The sequence below is a fragment of the Pseudomonas sp. PD9R genome, from assembly GCF_019200975.1.
Taxonomy (GTDB): Bacteria; Pseudomonadota; Gammaproteobacteria; order Pseudomonadales; family Pseudomonadaceae; genus Aquipseudomonas.
This window is the reverse complement of the sequence record NZ_JAHTMR010000021.1, coordinates 45,526-62,879: the sequence shown is the minus strand read 5'-3', so window position 1 is coordinate 62,879 and position 17,354 is coordinate 45,526. Positions and strand designations below refer to the sequence as shown.

Sequence of the window (17,354 nt, the reverse complement as noted above, 5' to 3'; positions counted from 1 at the left end):
CCTGTTTTGCACCATCACAGATACAAGACCTATGCCAAGGTGCGGGGACTGTCGACAAGTGGATACAAAAAAGCCCGCAGTCCTGAAGGGCTGCGGGCTTTCGGCATTTCGGCGGGCGAAAACGTTTGCCTGAATGATTTCGCAATCAACTCAAGCTGTTACGCGCTCACTCATTCCTTGTGCGGCGCGGGCTGCTGTTGGGTAAGGCAGTGAATGTTGCCGCCACCCAGTAACAGTTCGCGGCCAGGCACCATGACGACTTCGTGCTGTGGGAATATCGACTGCAAAATCTCTTTTGCCGGGCCATCCAGCGGGTCGTCGAAGCTTGGCGCGATGATGCCGCCGTTGACGATCAGGAAGTTCACGTAGGAACCGGCCAGACGAACGGACGGATTCCGCTCCTGGGTGCCGTCCACCGGATCGACGCCGGCGCATTCTTCCTCGGTCGCATACAGCGGCCCCGGAATCGGCATTTTGTGCACCGTGAATGGGCGGCCCTTGGCATCAGTGCTGCTTTGCAGCACGTTCATGGCAGCCTGGCAGCGCGGGTAGTTCGGGTCTTGCGGGTCGTCGGTCCAGGCCAGCAATACTTCACCCGGACGCACGTAGCAGCAGAAGTTATCCACATGGCCGTCGGTTTCGTCGTTGAACAATCCATCTGGCAGCCAGATGATCTTATCCACAGCCAGATTCGCAGTGAGCACTGCTTCGATCTCTGCACGATTCAGGTGCGGATTGCGATTGCGGTTGAGCAGGCACTCTTCGGTAGTGATCAGCGTGCCTTCGCCATCGACGTGAATCGAACCGCCTTCGAGCACGAAGCCCTCGGTGCGATAGCGCGGGCTGCGCTCGATCTCGAGGATCTTGCCGCCGACCTGCGAGTCGCGGTTCCACGGCGAATACAAACCACCGTCAAAACCGCCCCACGAGTTGAAATCCCAGTTCACACCACGGACTTCGCCGCTGTTATTGATGACGAACGTCGGGCCGGTATCCCGGACCCAGGCGTCATCGCTGGACATTTCGACGACACGAATATTCGGCACGTCCAGGCGAGCACGGGCGTTTTCGTATTGGCCGGCGGAAACCGCCACGGTGACCGGTTCGAACCGGGCGATGGCTTTGGCCACCGCAACGTGCGCCGCTTGCGCCGGTTTGCCACCCAGGCGCCAGTTATCCGGGCGCTCGGGCCAGACCATCCAGGTCTGGGTTTGTGGTGCCCACTCGGCCGGCATGTAAAAGCCGTCGGCGCGAGGGGTGCTTTTCAAAGTGGTCATGTCGATCAGGACTCCAGGGAACCGTCGAGGGTTTTCAGCGCGCCGTACAGGTTCGGACGACGGTCACGGAACGAGCCCCACGCGCTGCGGATGTGTTCCAGTTGGTCGAGGTCGAAGGTGTGAACCAGAACGCCTTCTTCGGTTTCGTTGAGTTCCTGCACCTTCTCGCCGAACTGGTTGGCGATGAACGACGAACCATAAAAGGTAATGTCGTAGCCGTCTTGTTCTTCGTTGCCGATGCGGTTACTCGCGATCAGCGGCATCAGGTTAGCGCCAGCGTGGCCCTGTTGCACGCGTTGCCAGTGATCGCGGGACGAAATGGTCTTGTCGTGCGGCTCGCTGCCGATGGCGGTCGGGTAGAACAGGATTTCTGCGCCTTGCAACGCCATGCTGCGGGCCGCCTCAGGGAACCACTGGTCCCAGCAGATGCCGACGCCGATTTTCGCGTAACGGGTGTTCCACACTTTGAAGCCGGTATCGCCCGGGTTGAAGTAGTACTTTTCGTGGTAGCCAGGGCCATCCGGGATGTGGCTTTTACGATAAACCCCGAGGTTGCTGCCGTCGGCATCGATGATCGCGATGCTGTTGAAACGCGCGCGCCCGGCCAGTTCGTAGAAGCTGATCGGCAACACCACTTGCAGTTCCTTGGCGACTTTCTGGAAATGCTTGATGGCAACGTTGTCTTCAACCGATGTGGCCAATTGCAGGTAGTCCGGGTTCGGTTTCTGGCAGAAGTACGGTGCTTCGAACAATTCCTGAATCAGGATGATCTGTGCGCCTTTGGCAGCGGCTTCGCGGACCAGCCTTTCAGCCACTTCGATATTGCCTTCCAGGTCCCAGGAACAGGCCATCTGAGTGGCGGCGACGGTAACGTTACGGCTCATGAATCATCTCCGGGCAAGTGCTTGACGGTTGGGCATGGTTCATCCGCGCCCTGGCATTGGCGACTTTATAGCCGATAAAAATCGGCTTTAAAAGCTACAAAAATGCATTTCGTCTAAAAATAAGCACTTAAACCCGATAACAATCGACGTTATACGCCTTTTTTGATGACGCCTTCGCGGGCAAGCCTCGCTCCTACAGGTTTCATGTTGTTCGCGAAATAAAATGCACGACCTGTAGGAGCCGCCGAAGGCTGCGATCTTTTGATCCTGGCAGTTTTGAATCCGCCGAAGATCAAGATCAAAAGATCGCAGCCTGCGGCAGCTCCTACGGGGTCGGTGCATCAGAGACCTTCAGCGAGCACCTTCGAAAGCATGTCCACGAAGAAATCCACGCTCTGGCGCGAAGTGACCATCGGCGGTTTGATCTTGAGCACGTTCAGGAAATCACCCGTCGGCTGCATGAAGATCCCCAGTTCACGCAGTCGATCGCACAGCGCCGTGGTTTCTTCGGTCGCCGGCTCCAGGGTTTCGCGGTTGCGGATCAACTCCACGCCCAGATAGAACCCGGAACCATGCACCGCGCCGACTAACGGATGAATATCGATCAACGCTTCCAGTCGTTCCTTGAAGTAGCCGCCAACCACTTGGGCGTTTTCCCAGAGTTTTTCTTCTTCCATGACATCGAGCACGGCCATGCCGACCTGGCAACTGACCGGGCTGCCGCCAGCGGACGAGAAGAAGTAACCCTCGGCTTCCAGCGCCTCGGCGATTTCCCGGCGGGTGATCACCGCGCCCAGCGGCTGACCGTTGCCCATGCCCTTGGCCATGGTGATGATGTCCGGCACCACGCCCTGTTCCTCGAAGCCCCAGAAGAAATGGCCCATGCGCCCGTAGCCGACTTGCACCTCATCGGCGATGCACACACCGCCTTGCGCACGCACCATCGCGTAGACCTGTTTCAAGTAACCCGGTGGCAGCGAGATACCACCGGCATTGCCGTACACCGGCTCACAAATGAAACCGGCCAATTGACGTTTCTGTTCGGCGATTTTCGCCAGGTTGTGTTCGACGCTGCGCACGTAGTCCGGCGCGCTGTCCGGACCACGGAATTCGCCGCGATAGGTGTTCGGCGCGATCACCGGATGCACCCAGTCCGGGCGGCTGCTCAGGGCTTTGGGGTTGTCGGCAATCGAAGTCGACACCGCATCGGCGCCTACCGTCCAGCCGTGATAAGCCTCCAGCACACTGAGCATGTCGCGGCCACCGCTGTAGGCCCAGGCCAGACGAATCGCCAGGTCATTGGCTTCGCTGCCGCTGTTGACCAGGAACACGCGATCCATGGAATCCGGTGCCAGTTTCAGCAAGCGCTCAGAGAATTCAGCGACGGCGGCATAGTTGAACCGCGAGTTGGTGTTGAGCAGCGACCACTGGCGACCGACGACCGCCGCCATGCGCGGATGACCATGACCGAGCACCGCAACGTTGTTGAGCATGTCGAGGTAGGAGCGGCCCTGCATGTCGATCAGGTGGTTGCGCCAACCGCGTTCGATGCGCGGCGGGTCGACGTAATAGTGTTTTTGCGTGCGGGCGAAACTGGCGTCGCGACGGGCCAGCAAGGTCTGCGAGTCGAGTTCTTCTTGAGCATCGCAGGCCAGCCCCAGCAGCGCCGCCGGTGAAGGGCACAACGCCTGCCACGCCGCGGCCCGCGAAGGCGTACAAAACAGCGGTGCCGTAAACGAAGCGCTTCGGCTCAATTGCACAATCAGCGGCCCACCGACTGAGCCCAACACTTGGCCTTTGACCAGTGCGGCACCCGTGTGCAGCGAGGGAGTTACGCCCCACAGGCGCACGCTCAGTTGCGGGCCGTCGAGTTGCAATACGCCTGGCTGTGGCTGATGCACGACCCCGGCAAATGGCGCCTCGACCGTCGTACCGTGAGGCACGCGTAACTCGACATGTAACGGGCAGGTATCCGGCTCGACGGCACTGTCCGGCCGCGTACGGGACAAACGATATTGGCCGTAACGACTGGCCGCCAGACCATGAGCTGCGGCAGCTTCATTCAACAGCCGCTGATCAACGCCTTCTTGCTCCCAATTGCCCGCCTCGAAATGCGGGCTGAGCACGCCCAGATCGATCAAGGCAAACTCACGCCCCACCAGGCTTGGCAGCAGCGGTGCGAAGCCTTCGCCGCCGATGCCCGGCACTTTCTGGCCGACTGACGTGAGAATCGCCGCTTCCATCAACGCCAGCGGCACCGATGTCGCTACGCGGAAAATCTCCCACTCGTGGGTGAGATTGTCGCGGCTGTATTGATTGCCAGGATCAATGCTGACCTGCTGTTCACCACTGAGCACCAACACCGCCGCACGGGCGACGATCAGCGGCCACAGCGCCTGCAACTCTTCATGGGTCAGCGGATTGACCGCGTGATACGCCTGCACCGCCGGCAAAATGCAGAACGGATCGCCGTCGCCATGATGCAGCAGTGCCGCGCAGGTCACCGACAGATCGGTGATACGCCAGGTACGGACCAAATCGCCGAAATCGATCACGCCTTGCAATTGCCAGTGGCGCTCTGAATCGCGCTGCCACACCACGTTGTCGTCGGTGATGTCCATGTGAATGGCCTGTACCGGCAGTTTGTCCACCAGTGGCTGCAAGTGGCGCTCGGCCTGTTCGGCCGCTTGGGCGATCAACGTGCGTTGGGCATCATCCTGGATGACCGGCAATAAATGCGCGATCAATGCCTGGGCGTGACGAGCATCCCACTGTAGCGTGCGTTCCAGTCCCGGATGATCGAAAGCCGCCAGCGCGAGGTCCATCTCACCGCACAAGCGGCCGAAACCGGCCACCACCGTGCGATTGAAATGGGCGAGGTGCGTCAGGGATTGACCCTCGATATAGTCCAGCAGGCGCACATGCACCGCTTGGCCGCCGACCTCCAGGGACAGCAGGTCCGAACCGCTTTTCGCTGGAATTACACGCGGCACGTGCACGTCGGGGTGTTCGCCCAAATGCTTGAGTCCGGCGTGCTGGGCTTGCAGCTCCAATGCCGAGTAGTCGCCCCGGCAGATTTTCAGGACGAAACGACCTTGTTCGCTATCGACGCGGTAATTCAGATCCTGCTGGCTGCCGAGCGCCTGCAATTTTCCGCTGAGCCCGTAATGCTCCTGCAACAGCTCAAGCGCCTGCTCCCCAGACACCTGAGGGCTGGGCAAACTGGCGCGATGAATCAACGTGGCGAGCGGCATACAACGACCCCTGAAATTTTATTAGGCGCCTATATCGCCACTGCGCGGGGCGTTTCGCAACCCCCGCATCACATGCCTGACGAGCGACAGGTCCTGCAAAGGATCAAGGAAAAATGACAGATCACTCGTCTTGAACAAGACTCTGCGCAAGAATGCGGGCCATCAAGGTTAATGCTGTGTGCCCCCTTTGGAGCGAGCGCGCTCACGATGGACGTTAACGATGACGCGTGCTTGCTGAGTAAACGCGCCGCCCGGAGCAAGCTTGCTCGTGCATCGGCATTAGCCATCAAAGTCAATTACTGGAGAAACACCATGAATGTAGTCACCACCGACCTGCCCGGTGTTCTGATCATCGAACCCAAGGTATTTGGTGACGAGCGTGGGTTCTTTTACGAAAGCTTCAACGCAAAGGCATTCGCAGAAGCGACGGGCGTGGACGCGAAATTCGTTCAAGACAACCATTCCCGCTCGCAAAAAGGTGTCCTTCGGGGTCTGCATTACCAACTGCAAAATACCCAAGGCAAACTGGTTCGCGTAACGGCCGGTGAAGTACTCGACGTGGCCGTGGACATCCGCCGCAGCTCGCCGAATTTCGGCAAATGGGTTGCTGTTCGATTGTCCGCCGACAATCACCGCCAGCTCTGGGTACCGGAAGGCTTTGCCCACGGCTTCGTGGTGTTGAGCGAGTACGCCGAGTTCCTCTACAAAACCACCGACTATTACACCCCTTCAGCCGAGCGCAGCATTCGTTGGGACGACCCAGACCTGGCCATTGACTGGCAACTGGACGCCGCGCCGCAGCTGTCGGGCAAAGACCAGAACGGGGTCTTTTTCAAGGACGCCGACGTGTTCGCCTGAATCCCGACCTGAACCTTTACTGCTCAGGGCGCGCAGACTGCGCCCGCAAGCCTAGGCATAATGCGCCTGTAACCACAGGCGCTCGATGCTTATGACTCCGACCCTCCCCCGCAGACCCCGTTGGCGAAGCCTGGCCTTGCTCGCGCTGTGCCTGGCGCCATTGCTGTGGCCGCTGGAACATCTGGCCGAGCGTTATTACCGCAGCGAACTGGCCGGGCAGAATCGCCAGACCCTCGACCTTTACGTCGCCAACCTGCTGGGCACCCTGCACCGATATGAAGTGTTGCCGCAGATCCTTGGCGATCTGCCGGCCCTGCGCGCCGTGCTCGGTGCGCCGGACGATGGCGTCACCCAAGGCAACGCCAACCGTCTGCTGAAAAACATCAGCACCCAGACCGGTGCCGAAGTCATGTACCTGATGGACACCACGGGCAAGACCCTGGCGGCGTCCAACTGGGACAAGCACGACAGTTTTGTCGGGCGCAATTTTGCCTTTCGACCGTACTTCAGCGAGGCCATGGCCGGGCGGCTCGGGCGATTTTTCGGGCTGGGCACCACGTCCGCCAAACGCGGTTACTTCTTTGCCGCCGCCGTGCGCGACGGCGAAAAAATCGCTGGCGTGCTGGTGGTCAAGGTCGACCTCGACCACACCGAAAGCCTGTGGGGCAAAACCCCGGAACAACTGCTGCTGACCGACCATAACGGCGTGGTCATCCTCACGTCACGACCTGAATGGCGCTTTCGCTCGACTCGACCGCTGAGCGAAGAAGAAAGCAAAGCCATCACCGCGATTCAGCCTTATCCGACCCGCGATCCCAAGCCGCTGAAGCTCAACCCCAACGCCTGGCTGACCCAGACCCAGCCGATCGCGGAGACCGGCTGGAATGTCAGCATCCTCGCCCCGCGCACTCTGATCAATCGCCCGGTGCGCACCGTGGTCGCCATCGGGGGCGCGACGCTGCTGGTGCTGATGCTGCTGCTCGGTTTGATGATGCAGCGCCGCCGCCATTACCTCGAACGCATCGCCTTCGAAGCCAAGGCCCGTCGCGAACTGGAAGGTCGGGTCGCCGAACGCACCAGCGACCTGGAAGGCCTCAACCGTCGACTGAAACAGGAAGTGCTGGAACGCGAACAGGCCCAGCAAGAACTGGTGCGCGCCCAGGATGATCTGGTACAGGCCGGCAAACTGTCGGCGCTGGGGACGATGTCGGCGAGCATCAGCCACGAGCTCAATCAACCGCTGGCCGCCATCCGCAGCTACGCGGAAAACGCCGAAGTGCTGCTCGACCATCAGCGCACCGACGATGCGCGGGGCAACCTCAAGTTGATCAGCGAGCTGACCGGGCGCATGGCCTCGATCATCGCTCACCTGCGCGCCTTTGCCCGGCGTGATCGCCACGCGCCAGAAAGCGTCGCCCTGCAACCGGCGTTGGACGATGCCCTGGCGCTGCTCGCCAAGCGTCGGCGCAGCATGGAAGTCGAGCTGATCCGTGACTTGCCTGCAGCGGCATTGTGGGTCGAGGCGGGGGAAACGCGGTTGCGCCAGGTACTCGGCAATCTGCTGGCCAACGCCCTCGACGCGCTGACGGAGAAAGGGCCGCCGCGTAAGCTCTGGTTGAGTGCCCAATCCACCGCCGATGGCGTCAACCTGTACATTCGCGACAACGGCCCCGGTTTCTGCATGGAGGCCCTTGGCCGCGCCAGCGAGCCCTTCTACACCACCAAGACCCGCACTCAGGGGCTTGGGCTGGGGTTGGCAATCTGCGAAACCCTGATGCGCGCCTTCGGCGGTGAACTGTCGTTCGCCAACCACAAGGAAGGTGGCGCCCTGATTACCCTGAAGCTCCGCGCAGGCGCACCCGGCGTGAGCCTTCAACCGTCCGAGGACCGAAGTGCATGACCATCGACAACCGCATCCAGGTCGTGTTGATCGACGACGATCCCCATTTGCGTCAGGCCCTGAGCCAGACCCTCGACTTGGCTGGCCTGAAAATTCTGCCGCTGGCCGAAGCCAAGGGGCTTGCCGCACAACTGGAGCGTGACTGGCCGGGCGTGGTGGTCAGTGACATCCGCATGCCGGGCATGGACGGCCTCGAACTGCTGACCGAGCTCCACGCCCAGGACCCGGAATTACCGGTGTTGCTGATCACCGGTCACGGCGACGTGCCGCTGGCGGTGCAAGCCATGCGCGCCGGAGCTTATGACTTTCTGGAAAAACCCTTCGCCAGCGACGCGCTGCTCGACAGTGTGCGCCGCGCGCTGGCCTTGCGCCGACTGGTGCTGGATAACCGCAGCCTGCGTCTGGCCCTGAGCGATCGCAATGAGTTGAGCACCCGATTGGTCGGGCAGTCGCCATCGATGCTGCGTCTGCGCGAGCAAATCGGTGCATTGGCGGCGACCAAGGCTGACGTGCTGATCCTCGGCGAAACCGGCGCAGGTAAAGAAGTCGTAGCGCGGGCGCTGCACGATTTGTCGAGTCGGCGAAACGGTCCGTTCGTAGCCATCAACGCCGGGGCGCTGGCCGAGTCGGTGGTCGAAAGCGAGCTGTTCGGTCATGAACCGGGGGCGTTTACCGGCGCGCAGAAACGGCGTATCGGCAAGTTCGAATTCGCCAATGGCGGCACGCTGTTCCTCGATGAAATCGAAAGCATGAGCCTGGACGTGCAAGTGAAACTGCTGCGGCTGTTGCAAGAGCGGGTGGTCGAGCGCTTGGGTGGCAATCAGCTGATCCCGCTGGACATCCGCATCATCGCCGCGACCAAAGAAGATCTGCGGCAGTCTGCCGACCAAGGGCGTTTCCGCGCCGACTTGTACTATCGACTGAACGTTGCGCCGCTGCGCATTCCACCGCTGCGCGAGCGAGGTGAGGATGCGCTGGTGCTGTTCCAGCATTTTGCCGATGAAGCCAGCGCCCGCCACGGTTTGCCGCCCCATGAACTGCAACCGGGACAACGCGCCCTGCTGCTGCGCCATACCTGGCCTGGCAACGTGCGCGAGCTGCAAAACGCCGCCGAACGCTTCGCCCTCGGCCTGGAACTGGCGCTGGACAACGACGAGTCACAAGGTGCGGCCGGCAACGCGGTGGAGGTGGTCAGCGGCGGGTTGAGCGAGCAAGTGGAAAACTTCGAGAAAACCCTGATTGCCGCCGAGCTGGCGCGCTCCCATAGCTCGGTGCGCAGCGTCGCCGAAGCCCTCGGCATTCCCCGCAAGACCTTGCACGACAAGCTGCGCAAACACGGTCTGAACTTCGCCGACAGCGGTGCCAACAGCCATAGCGACGAACTCGAGTGAGCCCGCGTCAAATCATCCACTTCAAACAAGAGGCCGCGCAATGAGCCGCGACAGTCGTCACCTGGAATCCGTCCTCCATCGCGACATCCCGCTAACGCGGGACATGGGCCTCAAAGTGCTCGACTGGCACGATCAGCAACTGCGCCTGTACTTGCCGCTGGACGCCAACGTCAATCACAAGAGCACCATGTTCGGCGGCAGCCTGTATTGCGGCGCGGTGCTGGCCGGTTGGGGCTGGCTGCATTTGCGTTTGAAAGAGGAAGGGATTGAAGACGGGCACATCGTGATTCAGGAAGGCCAGATCAACTACCCGCTGCCGGTGACGGGCGATGCCAACGCCATTTGCCAGGCGCCGAGTGCGCAGGTGTGGAAAAAGTTTCTGGCGATGTATCAGCGCTATGGACGGGCGCGGTTGACCTTGCATACGCGGGTCGTGAATGCGGGAAGCGATGAGGATGCGGTGACGTTCACTGGGCAGTACGTGTTGCACCGGTAAAGCAAAAGATCGCAGCCTGCGGCAGCTCCTACATGCATGCATTCGAATATCCGGGTACACGCTGATCCATGTAGGAGCTGCCGAAGGCTGCGATCTTTTGATCTTAGCTTCGAGCCAATTCCAACAATTTCTCCCGCCACGCAGCCTTCGCCGGCAACGCCAAAAAGAACTCGTTCAACAACGATTCCCGCGCCGGATAGCTGAACGGCTCGCCGCTCAATTCCAGGACCTCGCCACCCGCGCCTTCCAGCACGCCCTGCGCCGCCGCCGTGTCCCACTGCGAAGTCGGCGCCAGGCGCGGATAACAATCCGCCGCCCCTTCGGCCAACAGGCAAAATTTCAGCGAGCTGCCGATATTAGCCAGCTCCAATTCACCCAGGCTGGCGCTCAACCCGGCCAGCAAGCGCTCCTGTTCTGGGCTGGAATGCCGACGACTGGCAACCACAGTAAAAGACGCGCCCGCCGGCGGCACTTCACGGACCTGAATCGGCGAAGGCTCGCCATCCTTGTCGCCACGCCACGCGCCCAACCCGGTGCCACCGACATAAAAGCGCCCGTTGGTCGGCATCGACACCACGCCAAACACCACGCGGCCTTGTTCGATCAATGCAATGTTGACGGTGAATTCTTCGCTGCCAGAAATGAATTCCTTGGTGCCGTCCAGCGGGTCCACCAGCCACCAGCGCTGCCAACTGGCGCGCACGTTCTGGGCAATGTTGGCGTCTTCTTCGGACAGCACCGGAATGCTCGGGTCCAGCGCCGTCAACCCCGCCAGAATCAAGTGATGAGCGGCCAGGTCAGCAGCGGTAACGGGAGAATCGTCCGACTTCGCGGTGACGGCCGTGCCTGTGCGCCAGAACGGCAGGATCGCCTCGCCAGCCTGCAGCGCCAGTTCAACCACCGGTGCCATCAATGGATGAGGAAAATTCATGGCAGAAACACCCCGCGCTGGGTCAGCAGGTCACGGGCCAGGTACAACGCCGCCAAGGCACGGCCCTCGGTGAACTGCGGGTTCTGCGCCAGCGCCGACAGTTCGCGCAAGTTGACTTTGCTCTGGCCCATCGGCTCTGGCTCGTCACCTTCCAGACGTTCTTCGTATAGATCAGTGGCCAGCACCACCTGGATTTTCTGGCTCATGTAACCGGGCGACAATGACAATTCGGTCAGATGTTCCAATTGCCGCGCGCCAAACCCGGCTTCTTCCTTGAGCTCGCGCTCGGCCGCCGCCAGTACGTCTTCGCCTGGTTCGATCAAACCTTTGGGCAACGACAGCTCGTATTCATCGGTGCCGCCGCAATACTCTTCAACCAGTACGGCATGGTCCGCATCGAGCATCGCCACGATCATCACCGCGCCATACCCGGCGCCCTTGCCGACCAATCGCTCATAGGTACGCTCCACGCCATTGGAAAAGCGCAACTTGAGCTCTTCCACACAAAACAAACGGCTGGTGGCGACGATCTCGCGGGCGAGGATGGTGGGTTTCTGGCGCATGAGCGGCTCCTTGGCGTGAACGCGTTACTATACCCGGCCTATCCTGATTGTTTACCTCGGATATCTTTTTTACCGCTGGAGAAGTTTTTTATGTCCCTGCTGCCCTGGCACGACATCGACACCGTTCTGCTGGATATGGACGGCACGCTGCTGGACCTGCACTTCGACAACCATTTCTGGCTGGAGCACCTGCCGCAACGTTACGCCGAACTCCACGGGGTCAGCCGCGCCATGGCGGAGATGGAGTTGCAGCCGTTGTTCGAACGCAATGCCGGCCAGTTGCAGTGGTACTGCCTGGATTTCTGGAGTGCAGAACTGAACCTGCCGGTACGCGACCTGAAACTGGAAACCGCACACCTGATTGCCCTGCGCCCGGACGCGGATACCTTTCTGGCGGCGATCAAACAGGCTGGTAAACGCGTAGTGATGATCACCAATGCTCACCGTGATTCGCTGTCATTGAAGCTGGAAAAAATCGAACTGGCGCCGTACTTCGAGCGCCTGATCAGCTCGCACGATTACGGCTTCCCCAAGGAAAACCCGCAATTCTGGGATGCACTGCAAGCCGACATCGACTTTGACCCGGCACGCAGTCTGTTTATCGACGACACCTTGCCGATCCTGCGCAGTGCCCGGGAGTTTGGTGTGGCGCATTTATTGGCGGTGAAAGAGCCGGACAGCCGCAAAGGGCCGAAAGACACGGCGGAGTTTGCGGCGGTTGGCGATTATCGGGATTTGATAAACGGCCTTTGATCTCTGTAGGAGCTGCCGAAGGCTGCGATCTTTTGATTTTGCTTTTCAAAAACAAAGTCAAAAGATCGCAGCCTTCGGCAGCTCCTACTGGCCTCGCATTACTCGGGAATGCGCAACGACTGCCCCGGATAGATCTTGTTCACATCCTTAAGCATCGGTTTGTTGGCTTCGAAGATTTTGTTGTAAAGGTTCGCGTTGCCATACACCCGCAGGGAAATCGCACTGAGCGTATCGCCCTTCTCGACCACGACAAATTTCGCGGCCACAACCACGGGACCTGTCACAGTGATCTGATCTTCTACCCCGCTGACACCGGCAACGTTACCCAGTGACAAGAGGATTTTTTCCTTCTCCTCCTGCGTAGCAGCTTCGCCGCTGGCGATCACCTTATCGCCTTCGACTTTTACCTGAATTTTCGACGTATCGATCCCGGTCAAAGCATCCTTCACATGTTTGGTCAACGCTTCACTATTGGCTTCGGCTTTGTCCGGCGTCAGCGCATCAAGAATTTTTTCACCGGCTTCTTTAAGAAAACTGAACAGGCTCATCGTGTGCTCTCCATGGGGAATTAAGTGTCCAGACGCAAAAGCCTAGACCACGCCTGTCACTTGCGGATCCAACCCGACCAATGACGCCGCCGTCCCCTAAACGATAGAATCCGCACCTTCCCGAATCCTGGAGCGAAGATGGACATCAAGCAGCTGAAATTCCTCATCGCTCTCGACGAAACCCGACATTTCGGCCAGGCCGCCGCGCGCTGCCACATTACCCAGCCGACCCTGTCCATGCGTTTGCGCAACCTCGAAGAAGAACTCGACTTGCCGCTGGTCAATCGCGGCCAGCGCTTTGAAGGCTTCACCGCGCCGGGCGAGCGGGTGCTGGCCTGGGCCCGTACGGTTCTGGCCGCCTGCGATGGTTTGCACGCCGAAGCCGCCGCCTGTCGCGGCAATCTGGTCGGTACGCTGCGCCTGGGCGTGGTGCCGCTATCGAGCTTTGACCCCGTGCCGCTGATGCAACGCCTGCATGCCGAACACCCGAACCTGCATTTCGAACTCTCGGCGCTGAGTTCAGAGCAAATCCTCGAACAATTGGCAAACAACCGACTGGATATCGGTGTTTCCTATCTGGAACGTCTGGACAGCGAACGCTTCGAGTCTGTGGCCTTCAGCGAAACGCGCATGGGCCTGCTCTACGATCAGCGTTTCTTTACGTTCGGTGACAACGCGCTGAGTTGGGAATCGCTGATGGAATTGCCGCTGGGCATGCTCACCAGCGGCATGCACTTTCGCCAGTCCATCGACCACAACTTCCACATCCGTGGCCTGACGCCGCGACCGTTGTTGCAGACCGATGCCGTGCATCAACTGTTACAAGCTGTGCACGGTGGATTGTGCTGCGCCGTGATGCCGCTGGACGGCGGCCTGGAAAACCTCACCGATCATCTGCGCCTGCATCCGATCGAAAACGCCCAGACCCTCGCCCGGCTGGGGCTGATCATGCGCCGCAGCGCTCCGCGCTCGGCATTGGCCGAGGCCTGTTTCGCGATTTTTCAACAATCACTGCCGGACGCTTGATCGACGTCATCTATCGGTAGATCAGTATTAGCGATTAGACGCGACAAGTTGCCGCGCCTAGTCTTAAAGCTGATCAAACCGTCGGTGATGCCATGAACGCCAAGCGCCCCGCCCGCCCGGCGCCTGCCCTCGAAACGCCCGCGCCCGCTGCCAGCCGGACTTACAGCTACACCAGTCTCGAACACACAGAATCGGCCAGCACGGCGTTGGCCGAGGAAGTCGCGTTGGCGATCGCCTTTAACGGCATCAGCCAGGCGGTCATGTTGGTGACGCCGACGGATCTGGAAGACTTTATCGTCGGCTTCAGCCTCGGCAGCGGCATCATCCAGGACGCCACCGAGATCTATGACCTGCAACTCAGCGGCTCGGGATCGGCGCAATACGCGCAGGTAACCATCGCCAACCGCGCGTTCTGGAACCTCAAGCAGCAGCGTCGGCAAATGGCCGGCACCAGCGGTTGCGGGCTCTGCGGCGTGGAGGCGGTCGAACAGGCATTGCCAGACCTCAAGGTGTTGCCCGGCGCGCCATTACCGCCCGCCGAATGGCTCGAAGGGCTGCGCCAGCGCATCGGTGCGTTCCAGCCGCTGGGCCAATACAGCGGCGCGGTGCATGCGGCGGTGTTCATGAATGACCAGGGCGAACTGCTGCTCGGTCGTGAAGACATCGGCCGGCATAACGCCCTCGACAAACTGATCGGCGGGCTGATCCGCAGGAACATCCCGATCACCGGCGGGCTGGCGATTGTCACCAGCCGTTGCAGCCTCGAATTGATCCAGAAAGTTTTGCGCGCCGGCATCCAGACCCTGGTCAGCCTGTCGTCGCCCACGGGCCTTGCCGTGCAATGGGCCCGTCGCCACAACCTCAATCTCATTCATTTGCCGCAGAAGAATGCGCCGCGGGTCTACAGCCCGGCTTTGGAGAATCAAGCGTGAGTCAACACCGTCAAGCCGACCAGACACCCGTTCCTCGCTACAAGCCTTACAAAGGTGCCGCCGGCGGCTGGGGCGCACTGATCAGCGTCGCCCAGGCCTGGTTGACCAGCGACAACGCGCTGAAAAACCTGCGCATGATGCTCAAGACCAACAAGAACGGCGGCTTCGACTGTCCTGGTTGCGCCTGGGGCGATTCCAAGGAAGCCGGCATGGTGGCGTTCTGCGAGAACGGCGCCAAAGCGGTGAACTGGGAAGCGACCAAACGTCGTGTCGACGCTGCGTTCTTCGCTAAACACAGCGTCACTTCGTTGCTGGAACAAAGCGATTACTGGCTTGAATATCAGGGCCGTCTCACCGAACCAATGAGCTACGACGCCGAGACCGATCGCTACAAACCGATCAGTTGGGACGCCGCCTTCGCCCTGATCGCCAAACATTTGCAGGGGCTGTCGAGCCCGGATCAGGCCGAGTTCTACACTTCGGGCCGTGCCAGTAACGAAGCGGCTTATCTCTATCAGCTGTTCGTGCGCGCCTACGGCACCAACAACTTCCCCGACTGCTCGAACATGTGCCATGAGGCCAGCGGTGTGGCGTTGTCACAAAGTGTCGGCGTCGGCAAAGGCACCGTGACCTTTGACGATTTCGAACACGCCGATGCGATTTTCGTCTGGGGTCAGAACCCCGGCACCAACCACCCAAGGATGCTCGAACCACTGCGCGAAGCGGTGATGCGCGGCGCACAAGTGGTGTGCATCAACCCACTCAAAGAACGCGGTCTGGAGCGCTTCCAGCACCCGCAACACCCGATCGAAATGTTCACCAACGGCGACAGGCCGACCAACACCGCGTATTTCCGCCCCGCGCTGGGCGGCGACATGGCAATCATGCGTGGCATGGCGAAGTTCCTGTTGCAGTGGGAGCGCGACGCGCAGAAGGCCGGTGAGCCTGCTGTGTTCGATCACGACTTCCTCAACGAACACAGCGCCAACGTGCTGGAATACCTCGGCACCATCGATGACACCCCGTGGGAGCAGATCGTCGAGCAGTCCGGCCTGCCCCTGGTGGAAATCGAGCAAGCGGCGCGCATGTACGCCAAGGGTAAGAACGTCATCATGTGCTGGGCCATGGGCATCACCCAGCACCGCCATTCGGTGGCAACCATCCAGGAAATCGCCAACCTGATGCTGCTGCGCGGCAACATCGGCCGGCCGGGCGCGGGCCTGTGCCCGGTACGCGGCCACAGTAATGTGCAGGGCGACCGGACCATGGGTATCAACGAGCGCCCGCCGGTGGCGTTCCTCGATTCCCTGGAGCGACGCTTCCAGTTCAAGGTGCCGCGTGAAAACGGCCACAACGTGGTCGAGGCGATTCACGCCATGGCCGAAGGTCGGGCAAAAGTGTTCGTCGCCCTGGGTGGCAACTTCGCGCAAGCCACCCCGGACAGCCCACGGACCTTCCAGGCACTGAGCAATTGCGACCTGACCGTGCAGATCAGCACCAAACTTAACCGCAGCCATTTGGCTCACGGTAAAGACGCGTTGATCCTGCCGTGCCTTGGCCGGACCGACATTGATATCCAGACCGAAGGCGCCCAAGCGGTGACGGTGGAAGACTCCTTCAGCATGGTCCACGCCTCCAACGGCCAATTGCAGGCGCTGTCGAACCAGATGCGTTCGGAACCCGCGATCATCGCCGGCATCGCAGCGGCGGCCCTGGGCAGCAAACCGGTGGACTGGAACTGGCTGGTAGCCGATTACAGCCGCATCCGCGACCTGATTGCCGACACTATTCCGGGCTTCAAGGATTTCAACGAAAAGATCAAGAATCCAGGTGGTTTCTACCTCGGCAATAGCGCCGGTGCGCGCAAGTGGAACACCGTATCGGGGCGGGCCAATTTCCGTCCGAATGTGCTGCCCAAGGATCTGGTGCACGAACGCACCCGATCCACTGGCGTATTGCCGGACCTGATCATGCAATCGATGCGCTCCCACGATCAGTACAACACCACGATCTATGGTCTCAATGACCGCTATCGCGGGGTGAAGGGTCAGCGAGATGTACTGTTCGTCAACGAAGCCGACATCATTCGCCTGGGTTTCAAACCGGGGCAGAAGGCTGACATTGTGTCGATCTGGGACGATGGCGTGCAGCGTCGGGTGAAGGGCTTCACGCTGTTGGCGTTTGATATCCCGGCCGGACAAGCAGCGGCTTACTACCCGGAAGTAAACCCGCTGGTGCCGCTGGAAAGCACCGGGGATGGCAGCCATACACCGACGTCGAAATTCGTGGCGATCCGGTTGGAAGCGGCGAGTGAGACCGGGTTGATTTTGGCCAGGTCTGCTTAAGCCGGATCAAAAGATCGCAGCCTTCGGCAGCTCCTACAGAGACCTCTGTAGGAGCTGCCGAAGGCTGCGATCTTTTGACATTATTGCTGACACAACAACTTTCCAAACGCTCACAAAAAAGGCCGTTTTCTCTCAAAAACGGCCATTCCGAAGTAGCTAAAGACCGGCAAAAAAACGTTAAGTTCCGCCCAAAAAA

14 protein-coding genes are annotated in these 17,354 nt (G+C 60.3%); 8 read left to right on the top strand and 6 right to left on the bottom strand.

Annotation, left to right across the window (positions count from 1 at the left end):
- Positions 1-170 precede the first annotated feature (170 nt).
- From aguA to KUF73_RS27895, 3 genes are all read right to left on the bottom strand, one after another.
- Positions 171-1,277, bottom strand: coding sequence for an agmatine deiminase (aguA, locus tag KUF73_RS27905; protein WP_218441182.1), 1,107 nt, complete (start codon positions 1,275-1,277; stop codon positions 171-173).
- 5 nt (positions 1,278-1,282) lie between these two features.
- Positions 1,283-2,161, bottom strand: a complete 879-nt coding sequence (gene aguB, locus KUF73_RS27900; RefSeq protein WP_218441181.1) for an N-carbamoylputrescine amidase — start codon at positions 2,159-2,161, stop codon at positions 1,283-1,285.
- Positions 2,162-2,502: 341 nt separating this feature from the next.
- Positions 2,503-5,415, bottom strand: coding sequence for an aminotransferase (locus KUF73_RS27895; RefSeq protein ID WP_218441180.1), 2,913 nt, complete (start codon positions 5,413-5,415; stop codon positions 2,503-2,505).
- Between the two features lie 312 nt (positions 5,416-5,727).
- Between KUF73_RS27895 and rfbC the strand changes: the two genes are divergently transcribed.
- The 4 genes from rfbC to KUF73_RS27875 all read left to right on the top strand — a co-directional run bounded on the left by rfbC (position 5,728) and on the right by KUF73_RS27875 (position 10,060).
- Positions 5,728-6,273 (top strand): dTDP-4-dehydrorhamnose 3,5-epimerase, encoded by a 546-nt coding sequence (gene rfbC, locus KUF73_RS27890; RefSeq protein WP_218441179.1) that lies wholly within the window; start codon positions 5,728-5,730, stop codon positions 6,271-6,273.
- Positions 6,274-6,364: 91 nt separating this feature from the next.
- Positions 6,365-8,173 carry an ATP-binding protein gene (locus tag KUF73_RS27885; RefSeq protein ID WP_218441178.1) on the top strand — a complete coding sequence of 603 codons (1,809 nt, stop codon included), beginning with the start codon at positions 6,365-6,367 and terminating at the stop codon, positions 8,171-8,173.
- A complete protein-coding gene (locus KUF73_RS27880; RefSeq protein ID WP_218441177.1) occupies positions 8,170-9,564 on the top strand; it encodes a sigma-54 dependent transcriptional regulator in 1,395 nt (464 codons plus the stop codon). The genes KUF73_RS27885 and KUF73_RS27880 overlap by 4 nt, the downstream gene beginning before the upstream one ends.
- A 40-nt stretch (positions 9,565-9,604) precedes the next feature.
- Positions 9,605-10,060, top strand: a complete 456-nt coding sequence (locus KUF73_RS27875) for a YiiD C-terminal domain-containing protein (protein ID WP_218441176.1) — start codon at positions 9,605-9,607, stop codon at positions 10,058-10,060.
- A gap of 103 nt (positions 10,061-10,163) precedes the next feature.
- Here KUF73_RS27875 and cysQ read toward each other — a convergent pair whose 3' ends face one another.
- Complete coding sequence (cysQ, locus tag KUF73_RS27870) at positions 10,164-10,991, bottom strand: 3'(2'),5'-bisphosphate nucleotidase CysQ (protein WP_218441175.1); 828 nt, start codon at positions 10,989-10,991, stop codon at positions 10,164-10,166.
- Positions 10,988-11,554, bottom strand: coding sequence for an ADP compounds hydrolase NudE (gene nudE, locus KUF73_RS27865; protein WP_218441174.1), 567 nt, complete (start codon positions 11,552-11,554; stop codon positions 10,988-10,990). The genes cysQ and nudE overlap by 4 nt, the downstream gene beginning before the upstream one ends.
- A 90-nt stretch (positions 11,555-11,644) precedes the next feature.
- Here nudE and yrfG point away from each other — a divergent pair, with 90 nt between their 5' ends.
- Entirely contained in the window at positions 11,645-12,307 is a 663-nt protein-coding gene (gene yrfG, locus KUF73_RS27860; RefSeq protein ID WP_218441173.1) for a GMP/IMP nucleotidase, read from the top strand.
- Between the two features lie 98 nt (positions 12,308-12,405).
- Here the strand turns inward: yrfG and lysM are convergent, their stop codons facing one another.
- On the bottom strand, positions 12,406-12,855 hold the full coding sequence (lysM, locus tag KUF73_RS27855; protein WP_218441172.1) for a peptidoglycan-binding protein LysM: 450 nt from the start codon (positions 12,853-12,855) through the stop codon (positions 12,406-12,408).
- 138 nt (positions 12,856-12,993) lie between these two features.
- Between lysM and KUF73_RS27850 the strand changes: the two genes are divergently transcribed.
- The 3 genes from KUF73_RS27850 to KUF73_RS27840 all read left to right on the top strand — a co-directional run bounded on the left by KUF73_RS27850 (position 12,994) and on the right by KUF73_RS27840 (position 17,158).
- Positions 12,994-13,881 carry a LysR family transcriptional regulator gene (locus KUF73_RS27850; RefSeq protein WP_218441171.1) on the top strand — a complete coding sequence of 296 codons (888 nt, stop codon included), beginning with the start codon at positions 12,994-12,996 and terminating at the stop codon, positions 13,879-13,881.
- 92 nt (positions 13,882-13,973) lie between these two features.
- Complete coding sequence (gene fdhD, locus KUF73_RS27845; RefSeq protein WP_218441170.1) at positions 13,974-14,813, top strand: formate dehydrogenase accessory sulfurtransferase FdhD; 840 nt, start codon at positions 13,974-13,976, stop codon at positions 14,811-14,813.
- Positions 14,810-17,158, top strand: a complete 2,349-nt coding sequence (locus tag KUF73_RS27840) for an FdhF/YdeP family oxidoreductase (protein ID WP_218441169.1) — start codon at positions 14,810-14,812, stop codon at positions 17,156-17,158. The genes fdhD and KUF73_RS27840 overlap by 4 nt, the downstream gene beginning before the upstream one ends.
- Positions 17,159-17,354 lie beyond the last annotated feature (196 nt).